The following is a 13058-nucleotide window of genomic DNA, read 5'->3' as shown; positions in this document are numbered from 1 at the left end:
CGCCATTTGTATAGCAAAGTCACTTTAATACCGAGTTCTCTGGCTAATTCTGATATATTATTTCTCTCTCTGCTCAATTGAACTGCTTGGGTTTTGAAAGCAGGATCATAAATTTTTCGTTCTTGTTTCATATCTTAAAATTAAGGTTTTATGCTTAACTTTAACTGGACGTTAAATTAGTATATCCAACAACTCGATGTATGTAAATAATGAAGATGTAAAAGATCGACCTCGTGTAAGTAATTTCTTTCTGGCAAAACAAATTAGACCTTCAGTTATAGCTTATTCTCAAGATTTGTCTCAGAAATATAAAAATAGAGATGAAGAAGTTAAAGTGCCTCTGTACATAGATTATATAAAGATTAATTTTATTGATCAGTTTGATATTAAAAATTATAATCAAAAATATTATGATGATTTAGGACTAGAAAGTGTTGAGTTTAGTAATTTTGGAGCTACAGGGCTATTCGCTATTATTGATAAAGAAAAATTTGGTGATTTCTTTGAAGAGCTTGATAACTTCGTTAATACAACACGAGGATTTATCCTTCGAGCTGGAAGACCTAGATTTATTGGTTATATAAAAAATTTTTCTTTATTAACTTCGAAAAATATTATACCCTATAATCTTGAAAGAGACAATGATATAGTTATTCTAACATTAATTGACTTACCAGTTGATGAGGATAAAAAACAGGCAATACTAAAGTCATTAGATTATTATCTTTTAGAACAAAAAATAGATTTTCTTTATGATGAAAAAAATGATAGAATAGAAGTCTATAATTCTACAAATGATGAAATTCTAAAAATTGTTCAGAATTTTGATATTATTTTAAGTGTAACGAATTCATTTAACAGAACGATTGGTCCATCGGAATTTAATACTGTTAAATTAAGCCAAGCTTTTGAAATTTCAAATTCTGATGAAGACCTACCAATTATTGCTATTCTAGATACTGGTATTAGTGCTAAAACACCTCTTAAAGATATTCTTATAAATGACGATTCATTTACTTTGGGGGGACATCCATTTGAAGATACTTGTGGTAAGGCTCGTCACGGGCACGGAACTGCTGTCGCCGCCTTAGCAGCTCTTGGAAAAACTAACCATATTAATGAGTTTGCGGGGGAAGTTTTAGCAGACGCTAAACTGCTATCAGTAAAAATTCTTGATCGAGATTCTGGAGCAATTTCTGAATCAAAATTATTAGAACTTTTGTACGAAGTTAAAAGAAAATATCCTTTAATTAAATTATTTGTATTGACAACTTGCTATGAGTTACCGAAAAAAACAAATGAGAAATATTCAGAATATACTTAAGCTTTAGATAATTTTGCTCACGAAACAGATAGTCTTATTTTTATATGTACAGCTAATAATTATGATTGTTTTGGTGATGTTACAAATTATGATTACTCTTATTTTGAAAATGAAAAATCAAATTTGTGTACTCCTGCGGATAGTATGAATAATATTATTGTTGGTTCAGCTTCAGATAATTTCTTTGAGGTTTGTCAAGATAGTGTATCTCCTTTCAAGGAGTTTCCAACTATGTATTCTAGAACAGGCCATTTCGTTCAAAAAATGTTTCTTTCAACAAAAAAAATTAACAAAAATCTTTTTAGACCAGATATTATTGAGTCTGGTGGAGACTTAGGTTATAATAGATTAAATGAAATAGACGAAATAGATCCTCCTGCTTTAAAACTTCTTTCGGCAGTATCTTCATTGGGATCATACTATAATATAGGGACAAGCTTTTCTACACCGTTAGTAGCAAATATTGCTGCCAAAATTCAAAAAAATTATTCTGAGTTAAAATCTCAAACTATAAAAGCTTTAATAATCAATAATGCGTCTACGGAGTTCATAAAATTTCCTGCTAATTTTGGACACTTAGTAAGTTCAGCGTCAGGCAATGGCTTAGTAAATGATGAAAAATCTGTTTTCTCTTCTGAAAATTCTGCTACCTTTATTTTAGAAGATGAAATTGGTGAAAACAAAATTAAAGTATATCCAGTCAATATTCCACGATACATTATTGAGGATAGAATGGGCAAAAAAAATGGAGTTTTACGTATTACAGCAACAATGTGTTTTAGTTTTTCTCCAATAAAGAACAATCAACTTTCATATTGTCCAATACATATTGCTTATTCATTCTTTAAAAATCATAATGCAGAACAAATTCAACTTAAGAATGAAATACTTAAATCAAATTTTAAATCGAGTTTGAGATGGTCACAAGACGGAAGGTATGTTTCAAAGCCTATACCATATTCTAATTCTCAAAAAATCTCATTTGTTGTGAATTGCGATGAATTGTTAAATGAAGATTATACAGTTAAATTAGCTATTCATTGTAAAGTCTCCAAACAAATTGTTGGAGGACTTCCGAATGATTATCCTTCTGAATTTCCATTTTCAATTGTTTTTAAGATTGAGGAAACAATTAAAGAAAACACGGGACAACTTTATGATGAATTAGTTGCAATAAATGAAGTAGAAGTATTAAATGAAGTAGAATTGGGAGAACTTGATATTGAATAAATTATTATCTAAATAAAGAATTTTTTTCTGATTCTATTAATCCATTCCATATATCAGTAGATATTTTTCCAGAGATACTATTTTCTACATCTTCTTTCGCAAATAAGCTTCTTTTAATAGCGTTTATAAGAGATTTTTGGATACTATAATATGATAAGCCAACACTATTCTTTATAATTTTGTTGGCTTTTAATTTATTATCAAAAGTAAATTTATCATTTTGTAAAGTAAGATCAATTAATTTCTTAACATCTTTTTCAGTAGGTAAAGAAAACTCGATGATATTATCAAAACGTCTTAGTAATGCATCATCGATCATATCTTTTTGATTCGTTGCCGCAATAACAATTGTGCTTTGCGGCAGATAATCGAAAAGTTGTAGAATTGTATTAACTACTCTTTTCATTTCGCCGTGATCTTGTCCGTAATCTCTAACTTTTCCTAAACTATCAAATTCATCTAGGAAAATAATACAATCTTCTACGGATGCTTTTTTAAATAGTTTAGAAAGATTTTTGCTTGTTTCGCCAAGCTTAGATGAAACAATGGCACCTAGATTAATAACTACAATTAATTTGTTTAATTCTCCAGCAATAACGTAAGAAGCAAGTGTTTTTCCGCACCCTGATGGTCCAAAAAGAAGAAGTTTATTAGAAACAGGCAGATCAAATCTTTGTAATAAATCAATTTTTTGATGTTCCTCAATGAAATACTTTAATTCTTTAGAAACGGTTTCCTCACTAATTATGTTTTCAAGATTATAATCAGACGTAACTTTTTCTAAAATCAGATCTGAAATTTCTCGATCATCAACTTTCTGAAAATAAGAATCTGTTCCAACTTTTGTAAGCGCATTACTCTTTTGCAATCTAATAGAATCCTTTAAGATTGATTGTAATTGAATTGCAAAATTAAGTTTTTTACTTTTTTTTGAATGCTCTATTAATTCGCTAAGTACAGATAAAAGCCCTTCTTGGTCATTCTGTAGACCAAATTTTGCTATGTCTTTTATGTACTCTTGTTGGCTCATTTCTTAATTTTGTTGCAAATATAATGCTTTTAGTATCATTTAGTATCCAAGCTTTATTTACTTATCTTAAAGATAATGTTTTTTTCTAACATACACACTGCTTTATATCAGATAGTTATAGTAATGCAATAAAGAAAGCTATAAAAATTACTGTATACAAAAAAATCTAAGTTTTATTGCTCACACATTACTGTTTTCCTCTTTTTTCTTCTAAAAGCAGTTTGTATATTTATAAATTGATGTTTAATAGCAAATTTTATATCTAATAATATTAGCAAAAGAATACTACTATGTTAAGAATTTATTGTGACACAAATATATTTTCTTTGATAAAAGAAACTCACCCAGCATTTAATGCCAGTTTGAAGCAGGTTATGGATGAATTAAATAATATAATGCTATATACCTTCTCTTTTGCGCATTTGGAAGATAAAAGTAGAACTAAAAAAGAGCATATTCATCTAGCTGAGGATGATTTGAAAAGAATGGAAATGTATGTAAAAGATAATTATTTTTCTTACGAAGAAAATGATAAAATGACGCACTTCTTTTTAGCGACTCCTTTAGAAGCATTCGAAGGGATAAATTTTGATACCTATAATGAGGTACTTCAAAACGGTTTTGATTACACATCATTATTAACAGATTTAGATGACGACGAAATAAGTAGGCCTTTTACTTTTATGATGAAATCTTTACTTGATATGTCTGTGATTAATCCGAGAATTTCTATTGCAAATGACGATTCTCAATCTGAAAAGTGGTTAGATAAATTTTATCCACAAGAAGAAAATGTAACTTTTGGAGAGTTAATAAATAAGATGATGGGGTTTGGAAATCAGTTTCTTAATAATAGTTCTGAAATAAAAGAAATTAGAAAATATTTAGAAGAGTATTTAGATAGGGATGATTATAGTTTTGAAAAATGGGGGATTGAATTTGATAAAAAATTTTCGGATACTCAAATTAAAATGTCTTTTTCAGAATCGATGGAAAAGGTATTTAAGATTAATTCTAATTATACAGATTATGATAAATTTTTACTTTATTATTGTTCGTTGGAACTCTATAATGTCACAAAGGAAAAGAGTTCAGGAAAAACAAAATCATTTAATTTCAGAAGTTTACAAAATGATGCTAAACACGCTTGGTATGCATCTTTTTCTGATTATTTAGTTAGTGATGATAGAGGATTATTAATGAAGGCCTATATAGCGTATCGTTATTTTAAAATTCCTACAAGAATTTTGAGCATTACTGAATTTATTAATATGAAAACTCAATTTTTAAATCAGGAAGAAAATAGTAAGGCTTTTATAGAAACCTTAAAATATGAAGTGAAAAAAAGTCTTGTTTTAAAAGGAGAAACATTTAGTGATACTAGTAAAATAATAAAACCAACACATAATTTTTTCAACTATTTTAATCGTATAAAAGAAGATAGCAAGATTGTAACTCTTTTTTGTGAGCGAACAGCTAAAACTAATAATCTGATGTATCGAGAAATAGAACTTTTGATAAATAAACTAATTAACCTTTTCGGTGTTGATATCAACAATAAAGGTTATTTTGATTTTGATAAAGAAATTAAAGAAAATGAGGGTTACTTGAGAGTTTGGAAGTTGGAGGATTTGACAATTAAACTTTGGAATGCAAGAGTAACTGCAGGTACCACTGCTTGTCTGGATTTTATATTAAAGTAATTGGATTGCCCACCTTTCCCCAGCAAATAACATAATTTGGGATTGTGTTACATGCTTTCCTTACAACAGGCATAGCCCTTTTGCGCCGTTGCCCTACCAACGCTACCGGCAGCATAATATCAATACCTATCTGAAACAGAGTTGAATAATTTTATTCATTTTATAGATGTAAAAACTCATAGTCTTTGCTAATTGCTTTACCGCTATTATTACCAAAAGCTAATTAACTTGTTTTTTGTCAAATATTTCAATTTACAAAAAATAAGTATAATGATTTATTTTCTCATATCCTTACTACGACTTATCACGGGATTTTTAAAATATCCCAATTCTTCCTTAGCTTCTGCTATTTTTTCTAACATTTCACCATTTAATTCCGGAATATCCAAATAAGCAATATCAAATATATGTTGCTTTTCAGGGCTTTCGCCGATTGCAATACCAATAACTTTTGGAGCATTTTTATTTTCCATTCGTGCAATCAAACACCTTAGCTGTAGTTCCTTTTCTTTGTTTTCCCAGTTTTTAGGGCTTAAAGGCATAAATACATAAGAATGATCACTGCCTTTGTAGGGTGGTAGCATTCTGCCTTTCAATTTCTTTTGTATGGCATCGATAAAAGTCATTCCTAACTCAATTCTGTTAATTCTTGGTTCTAATGTGATTATCCTTGTTGCCTTTTCTAAGTCAGACATCATTTCAGAATTTCCTTTATCAACAATATGGATTTTATGTAGGTGCGATACAATTTCATCCCATATAAAGCTTTGTGGAATTTCTCTTTGCCAGTATTTATATTCTTCGCTTTCGATGTATTCTTCCCACATACCATCATCCAGCATAACGCTGTCAGGAACAAAATCAAATTTCAATTCTGTAGTAAGATAGAGTGCAAGAAAATCTATTTCTCTTGGTACAGAAACAATCTTGTTTGACAGAAAATCTTCTTTTGCTTTAAGATAATTTACAAAATCTGTAATGGTATCCAATTCTTTTAAAACTGTAAAAGTAGAAGGCTCGTCAAATACGTGTACAAAGCCATTCCCGAAATTTCCGTTATCTAAAGGGAATTCATTTTTACCGCCAAAAGCAATCGCAATTCTGAATATCTCTCTGTCTGAATGTGGTGGTAATTGAATTTTTGTAATCTTATCACTCAGCGTTATTTCGTTTACAGTTTTAAGAAATCTTTCAGCACCATATATTTGGTCAATTGAACCAAGGATAGCTTTCTTTTGCCATCTTTCATACTGAATGTTTTCATCCGAATGCTCTGAAACCTTAATGTCCTTGATTGAAATAATTACAATGGTGTTATTACAAACCACCAAAACATCACACAGTTCTTTATTTTTCTTTCCTAAAGGACTTGCAAAACTCCAAAAAGGCAGAAAGGATTTTTCGCATAATTCAGATACGAATTTTTCAGATGGTGTCATTTTATTACTTTTTCCTATTATTGGTTTTCAAAATATTATTTCGATAGCTTGTATAAGGTTTCATTGTTCCATCGGGCAATATTTCTTCCGCTTTAACCTTTGCTATAATCTTTTCTGGTGCATCAATTTTATTTAGAAAAATTTTAATTCCGGTTACGGTTTGTGCACCATTATAAAAGGTTTTTCTTCTACTTATTTTTAAACCACTCTCTAAAACAATACCTAAAATTTCTTCAATGATGTTCTGAAAATCTGATTGAGACGAAAAGGTTAAATCATCTATATACCTTGTGTAAGTAATGTTGTGAGCATTACAAAGCTCAATAAGTTTATAATCCGTTCTTAAAAAAACAATATTTGAGATGTGTGTACTTGTAGGCGTACCCTGGGGCAATTCTCCTTTCCAGGTTGTCAATCTGGTTATGTAAAAAGCACATTGAGCATTGAAGCCTAATTCAAGAAATGTTTCATATATTTTCTTCGCAGTTATTGACGGATAAAAGTCCTGCAAATCGGTTGTAAGTATATATTTCTTTCCTTGATGCGGTTTGGCATTTGTGATATTGCTTCGCTTTTTAACACCGCCGTGTACATTTTCAGGTAACTCAATTACAGCAAGAACACGGTCTTTGATTTGCTTCTGAATGGCTTTTAAAGGAGCTTTTGATGGTCTAATTGCTCTCTGTTTAATAGTACCGTCCTTGTATGTTTTAGGTTGATTGGTTTTCTTATCAACTTTTACCTCGTACCATTCCCTATAATGACTATCAATATTTTTGACAAACTCATCTAACTCCTTTTTTGATTTGCCAATAATTGATGGGAAATGTAATTTACTTCTCAACTCTGAAGAACTCATTTATCAGAGATTTTACGGATGGGTTAATAATTTCGAATGCTTTTCTTTTTTCTGGAGAAATGTCATCTTCATTAAGTGATAAATAGAATAATATAGGTAAGGGCAAATCAAGATTTTTACTTATCTCTTTTAGCGTAGATAAATTAGGCTCTTTAGCATTGTTTTCTATCTGAGATAAATAAGTTTGAGTAATACCACAACTATCAGCAAACTCTGTTTGAGTTTGCCCTCGTTGTTTTCTAATGTCTTTTATAACTGTACCTAAATTCATTTTAGTTGATGTTAAATGGAAAAATTTAAAGGGTGCCGAAAACGTGATTGTTGTATAATCTGTATCATAATTCAGTAGCATTAAATTAAAAACTTAATAATCAGGTCGATGATGTCGGCAATTTCCGTTTGGTACTGCTTATCCGTCAATCCTTTCTTTGTTCTTAATCTATTCAATTTTGCAACTGCATCGTTCAATAAATTAACGTCACTCTCCGAAAGAGAACACTGGTTCTGTAGGATGGTTTGTAATGATGTTTTCAAACCATCGATGTTTTGAAGTCTTTTTAACCGAGACATAAAAAATAAGATTTTAAAGTTAATGGGGCATTATTGCACCCTGCTTATTTTACAATAGCCCATTACTAAATGCGTAGACAATGTTCTCTATACACCACTTTAAAATCCCTGCTTCCTATCAATAATAAAATAAGAAACATTCAAATCAATTTAATTAATATCAAATCATCTAATATCCTTTCTCCTTGCATCAGTTATTGGCTGATTGGGGATTGAGGCATTTCGAGGACAGACAAGAGGATTGACCCGAAACCCCATAGGGGTTGTTTAATGAATTAAACAAAAAATATAAAGCTCCACTTAGTAATTAGCTTTCAAAACATATTTTCAAAGAACTATGATGCAAATATATAAATTATTTCTGACAGTTAATAAAAATGAAAGAAATATTTCAAAAAAGATTAAAACTCAACCATAGTCTATCAGGTCACGAAAAAATGTAGCTTTAGTAAAGTGTCCAGTGTATAAGTTTAATGCCTTGTCCCATATTTTAAGCTTTTCAAAGAATTATAGGAGGCAAAAATGATGCAGATAGTAGTCTTTTGCCAGTTCCTCCAGCCAATACACAGACAAGCTGTATATCCGCTTCCGTCACCGCGCACAGTCGTATTCCGTGCTGATGAAAATTACTTTTTGTCATAGCTTCCAGCATCATATCTTTTTCATCCAATACGAAAAAGCATTTTCTTTCAGCACTCCATACCACTGTTTTTCGAGCCGCCTGTCAGGATTAGCTATCCAAAGAAGTTGTTCTGCTTATTGATATTTTGGTATGCATCATTTTTGTGCGAGTTTTTTACCCTAATTAATTTCAGAAATCACGCTTTCTTCCCAAAATCAGATCATCAATTTCAAAATCAAATTTATCATATAGATCTCTGAAAGAAATTTGCTCTTCAAACAATGCTTTCTCAACTGCAAATTCACGATACTTATTTAATATTCCACCTTCTAAAAATACACACACTGAACTTTTGTTGTGGTCAACAGAATATTGTACATCTTTTACCCAAAACGTTGTCCATCCGGTTTTGGCTTTAAATTCAAAAGTTTCATAAGCTCTCGGAATTGCCGGAAGTGTCAGCCAAAAAGAACAATAGCCATCATAATAACGTATGTAGAGTTCTACTTGGATTCCTTGTTCTGCATAGAATAAATCCGGATAATTTTCATTGAGTTCTAGGATTCCGTCATAAATCTCCTGTAACCATTTAGAAATCTTTGCAGAAGGATATCCACTCAGTTTAGAAATTTGCGTAATGGTAAGATTGTCATTTGACCTACAATAGTCCTTTTCCAAAATCCATTTCAGAAAATCATTATATCCTTTTCCATTGTTTTGGGATAGTAATATTTCCGACCATCTAGACATATTCTGCAGGCAATGTAAATACTCTTGGGTAGAAGCCTTATGAATAAATTTGGGGCGTTCTTTTTTCCTTGGCATTTTATTTTAAAGTTAAGTAAATCGGTAGACAAAAAATAAAAAAAGCAAAGCAAGTTAGGAGGCTTCCCAATCCAGCCGTTATATTGTGTAAAGGTCAAGCCCTGCGGGTTTATAGGAAAAAGTTTTTTCGTATAAAATATACGCAAAAATTTTTTCCTATAAACCTTGACACAATTCGCCGCCCCTTACAAAAGTGCTTTATTTTTTTCGGTTTTTTCTTCGTTTCTTTTAGAAATATTTCAATTGAGAATTTCAGGGGAAAAGAGAGAAGGATTAAATTCTTGGTTTAAAATCTAAAAAGCCTGTTCAAATTTTGGACTTTTTACTTGCAGATTTGAGCAGAAATTTCTACTTTTACTACGTAAAATTTTTATAATGGATTTTACCGCTTTTTGCAAATGCCCTATTTAAGGCCTTTCACAAGATGCTACAGCGAAACGCTTATCAATAAAAGGACGAGAAGAAGTTACAAAAACCCTCTCTCTCCGCAAGTTGAGAAACTAAAAAACATCAAAAGCCTTTAAATAGTGATATTTAAAGGCTTTTTTGTGTTTATGATATATCACAACATATCATTACGATACAATTAAAAAGTGAGTAGTGAAAAATACAGAAAGTACTTAGTTAATTATATTTTTAAAAAAAACATAAATATAGAACAGATAAATTGTAGAATAAAAAAAATAGCAACGTCTTCAGTGAATCTCAATTAGCTAACAGTAATTAATCCACAGTTCTGTAAACTTCAAAATCTACAAACAGTCTATTTAGAAGCTTATAATCTTAAAAATTTTTCTTCGTACGTTTACTGAAATTACCAACATTGAATAAATTAATCTTCATAACAATCAAATCAGGAATGTTTCAGAGGTAGATAAATTTAAAAGCTTGAAATTTTTAAATTTTTCCTACAACCAAATTAATGATATGAGCGATTCTAAGTTTTCTAAAAATTTAAAATAACTAGAACTTCGGAAAATCAACAGAGCAGGCATTTCAGAATCTATTCTACATTTAAAAATATTGACTTTTTGAAAGTAGGAGAAAATAAAATCACCAATATTTATTTCTAGATTATCCGCCGACCCTTTTGGTCTTGAAGCCCATTTCTTTAAGGATATTCATTATTTTATCACGGTTGTCGCCTTGTATAATGATCGCTCCATCCTTTTCAGACCCGCCAATCCCCAAGGTAGTTTTTATTTTTTTTGAGATTTTTTTCAAATCTTCTTCACTGCCTTCCCAGCCCTCAACTACAGTTACAGGCTTTCCATTTCTTCCTTTTTTTTCAAATTTACATACCAAAGGTTCTTTTTGCTTAAAGGCTTCTTCTGGCATTTCAAAATCCTGCTCTTCGTGTGCAGGGAAAAGGTTTTTTAGTTGGTCTCTTAAATCCATAAGACAAAATTAAAAAAAATAATCCTGGTAAATATTGAATTATTATAAGTTCGGGTAATAAATTATTTTAAATTTAATCATAATTTATAAAAGTGAAAAAAAATAGTTATAAGTAGAGTTTTTAAGAACTACAAGTTTATTTTATTACTTGAATCTAAGATGCAAAACTGCCTCTTAGTATTATTTTAATAAGTTTTACGCATATTTATCAATTTACTAAATTGTATTAAACTTATTTATCTTCTATAGCTTTGTTTTTTAAAGGCTTACAATTAATTCAGATCAATTAGATCTTTTATGATTATTTCAAAATTCAAAAACGACTGGTTTTATCAAAATTTAAACATCATAAATTCTGATTTTCATTTATAAATAGATAAATTTGTTTGTTAAAATTTTCGAAGAATGTCAAAAAAAGCAATATTAGCAATCCTTGACGGATGGGGAATAGGCCTGAAACCAGAAGTTTCGGCAATAGAACAAGCCAACACACCGTTTATGGACAGCTGTTTCCAAAAGTTTCCTCATACAACTCTTGAAGCAAGTGGTCTTGCCGTAGGTCTTCCTGTAGGACAAATGGGAAATTCAGAAGTTGGTCACATGAATTTAGGTGCCGGAAGAGTAGTTTATCAAAACTTGGTAAAACTCAATATGGCAGTAGAAAACGGAACTCTTGGTCACGAAAAAGCAATTGTTGATGCTTTTGACTACGCTAAAAGAGAAAATAAAAATATACACTTCATCGGTTTGGTTTCCAATGGTGGTGTGCATTCACACATCAATCACTTAAAGGGTCTTTTAACAGCTGCTAAAAATTTTGGTTTAAATGAAAATGTATACGTTCATGCATTTACAGATGGCCGCGACTGTGATCCTCATTCTGGATTAGGGTTTATTACCGAGCTTCAGCACCACATGTCTGAAACAACAGGAAAACTGGCATCTGTTATTGGAAGATATTTTGCAATGGATAGAGACAGAAGGTGGGAGCGTGTAAAACTCGCTTATGATGCTATGACTGAGGGAGTGGGAGTTTTCACGACTGATGTACTGTCTGTAATTCAGCAATCGTATGACGAAAATGTAACTGACGAATTCATCAAGCCTATTATTTTGACCAAACAAACGCAGATTGGAAATGTAGTTCCAGTGGCAAAAATTATCAACGGTGATGTTGTTATTTGCTTCAACTTCCGCACAGATCGCGGACGTGAAATCACTGAAGTGCTTTGCCAGCATGATTTCCCTGATTATCAGATGAAAAAACTAGATTTATATTATGTTACACTTACCAATTATGATAAAACGTATCAAAATGTAAAAGTAGTTTTTGATGAAGATATTTTGAGAGAAACGATGGGCGAAATATTGGAGAAAAACGGCAAAACACAAATCAGAATTGCCGAAACAGAAAAATATCCTCACGTTACTTTTTTCTTTAGTGGAGGAAGAGAGGAAGAATACCATGGTGAAAGAAGATTGCTTTGCCCGAGCCCAAAAGATGTCCCTACTTACGATTTGAAACCTGAAATGTCTGCGTATGATATTACCAATGTCATTTTACCTGAACTAAAAAGTAAGTCTGCAGATTTTATATGTTTAAATTTTGCCAACACAGATATGGTAGGTCATACTGGGGTTTTTGAAGCCGCTGTGAAAGCTGCCGAAACAGTTGATAAATGTATAGAACAAGTTGCCACAACTGCTTATGAAAATGGTTATGCTGTTTTCATCTTAGCAGATCATGGGAATTCTGATATGATGAAAAATGCCGACGGATCGCCGAATACTCAGCACTCAACTAATTTGGTTCCTTTAATCGTGATGGATAAAGACCACGAGTGGAGCCTTACCCCCGGAAAACTAGGTGATATAGCACCTACGATATTGAAAGTAATGGGGATTGAAATTCCTGCAGTAATGACAGGAAATATTCTTGTAAATTAAAAAAATAACAACAATATAAGCGGATATGAACCGTTGTACAAATAGATGTATTTGATGATAATCATCATAAGGATACTTTTATTATGTTACAAATAATAAATTAAATCATAT

At 31.0% G+C, this 13058-nt stretch carries 11 protein-coding genes and 1 pseudogene; 4 read left to right on the top strand and 8 right to left on the bottom strand.

Annotation, left to right across the window (positions count from 1 at the left end):
• Window positions 1-131, bottom strand: a 131-nt coding sequence (locus tag BW939_RS07515; RefSeq protein WP_143753986.1) for a transposase, incomplete at its 3' end; no start/stop codon positions are given.
• A 65-nt stretch (window positions 132-196) separates the two neighbouring features.
• On the opposite strand from BW939_RS07515, the pseudogene BW939_RS16095 reads away from it, so the two are divergent.
• A pseudogene (locus BW939_RS16095) lies at window positions 197-2554 on the top strand (S8 family serine peptidase).
• Window positions 2555-2558: 4 nt separating this feature from the next.
• Here BW939_RS16095 and BW939_RS07500 read toward each other — a convergent pair.
• Window positions 2559-3584, bottom strand: coding sequence for an AAA family ATPase (locus tag BW939_RS07500; RefSeq protein ID WP_076451376.1), 1026 nt, complete (start codon window positions 3582-3584; stop codon window positions 2559-2561).
• Window positions 3585-3910: 326 nt separating this feature from the next.
• Here BW939_RS07500 and BW939_RS07495 point away from each other — a divergent pair, with 326 nt between their 5' ends.
• Window positions 3911-5287 (top strand): hypothetical protein, encoded by a 1377-nt coding sequence (locus BW939_RS07495; RefSeq protein ID WP_123891555.1) that lies wholly within the window; start codon window positions 3911-3913, stop codon window positions 5285-5287.
• A gap of 275 nt (window positions 5288-5562) precedes the next feature.
• On the opposite strand, the gene BW939_RS15935 is transcribed toward BW939_RS07495, so the two are convergent.
• From BW939_RS15935 to BW939_RS07465, 5 genes are all read right to left on the bottom strand, one after another.
• On the bottom strand, window positions 5563-6726 hold the full coding sequence (locus tag BW939_RS15935; protein WP_076451372.1) for an NERD domain-containing protein: 1164 nt from the start codon (window positions 6724-6726) through the stop codon (window positions 5563-5565).
• A 4-nt stretch (window positions 6727-6730) separates the two neighbouring features.
• A complete protein-coding gene (locus BW939_RS07485; protein WP_159439259.1) occupies window positions 6731-7570 on the bottom strand; it encodes a reverse transcriptase family protein in 840 nt (279 codons plus the stop codon).
• On the bottom strand, window positions 7560-7856 hold the full coding sequence (locus tag BW939_RS07480) for a helix-turn-helix domain-containing protein (protein ID WP_159439258.1): 297 nt from the start codon (window positions 7854-7856) through the stop codon (window positions 7560-7562). Before BW939_RS07480 ends, BW939_RS07485 begins: the two co-directional genes overlap by 11 nt.
• Window positions 7857-7936: 80 nt before the next feature.
• On the bottom strand, window positions 7937-8155 hold the full coding sequence (locus BW939_RS07475) for a hypothetical protein (protein ID WP_076451366.1): 219 nt from the start codon (window positions 8153-8155) through the stop codon (window positions 7937-7939).
• Between the two features lie 811 nt (window positions 8156-8966).
• Window positions 8967-9602 (bottom strand): hypothetical protein, encoded by a 636-nt coding sequence (locus BW939_RS07465; protein ID WP_076451362.1) that lies wholly within the window; start codon window positions 9600-9602, stop codon window positions 8967-8969.
• Window positions 9603-10433: 831 nt separating this feature from the next.
• Between BW939_RS07465 and BW939_RS16170 the strand changes: the two genes are divergently transcribed.
• Window positions 10434-10565 carry a leucine-rich repeat domain-containing protein gene (locus tag BW939_RS16170; protein ID WP_394333835.1) on the top strand — a complete coding sequence of 44 codons (132 nt, stop codon included), beginning with the start codon at window positions 10434-10436 and terminating at the stop codon, window positions 10563-10565.
• A 111-nt stretch (window positions 10566-10676) separates the two neighbouring features.
• Here the strand turns inward: BW939_RS16170 and BW939_RS07460 are convergent, their stop codons facing one another.
• Complete coding sequence (locus BW939_RS07460; RefSeq protein ID WP_076451360.1) at window positions 10677-11000, bottom strand: translation initiation factor; 324 nt, start codon at window positions 10998-11000, stop codon at window positions 10677-10679.
• A gap of 405 nt (window positions 11001-11405) precedes the next feature.
• Here BW939_RS07460 and gpmI point away from each other — a divergent pair, with 405 nt between their 5' ends.
• On the top strand, window positions 11406-12947 hold the full coding sequence (gene gpmI, locus BW939_RS07455; protein WP_076451358.1) for a 2,3-bisphosphoglycerate-independent phosphoglycerate mutase: 1542 nt from the start codon (window positions 11406-11408) through the stop codon (window positions 12945-12947).
• The last annotated feature ends 111 nt before the right edge of the window (window positions 12948-13058 follow it).

The sequence above is a fragment of the Chryseobacterium piscicola genome (assembly GCF_900156685.1).
Lineage (GTDB): Bacteria > Bacteroidota > Bacteroidia > Flavobacteriales > Weeksellaceae > Chryseobacterium > Chryseobacterium piscicola.
The sequence above is the reverse complement of the archived record's forward strand: the minus strand, read 5'-3'. Positions and strand labels throughout refer to the sequence as shown.

Coding starts and splice junctions, on each gene's coding strand:
- gpmI (WP_076451358.1), top strand. CDS start 11,406: ATGTCAAAAAAAGCAATATTAGCAATCCTTGACGGATGGGGAATAGGC.
- BW939_RS07475 (WP_076451366.1), bottom strand. CDS start 8,155: ATGTCTCGGTTAAAAAGACTTCAAAACATCGATGGTTTGAAAACATCA.
- BW939_RS07465 (WP_076451362.1), bottom strand. CDS start 9,602: ATGCCAAGGAAAAAAGAACGCCCCAAATTTATTCATAAGGCTTCTACC.
- BW939_RS15935 (WP_076451372.1), bottom strand. CDS start 6,726: ATGACACCATCTGAAAAATTCGTATCTGAATTATGCGAAAAATCCTTT.
- BW939_RS07480 (WP_159439258.1), bottom strand. CDS start 7,856: ATGAATTTAGGTACAGTTATAAAAGACATTAGAAAACAACGAGGGCAA.
- BW939_RS07460 (WP_076451360.1), bottom strand. CDS start 11,000: ATGGATTTAAGAGACCAACTAAAAAACCTTTTCCCTGCACACGAAGAG.
- BW939_RS07500 (WP_076451376.1), bottom strand. CDS start 3,584: ATGAGCCAACAAGAGTACATAAAAGACATAGCAAAATTTGGTCTACAG.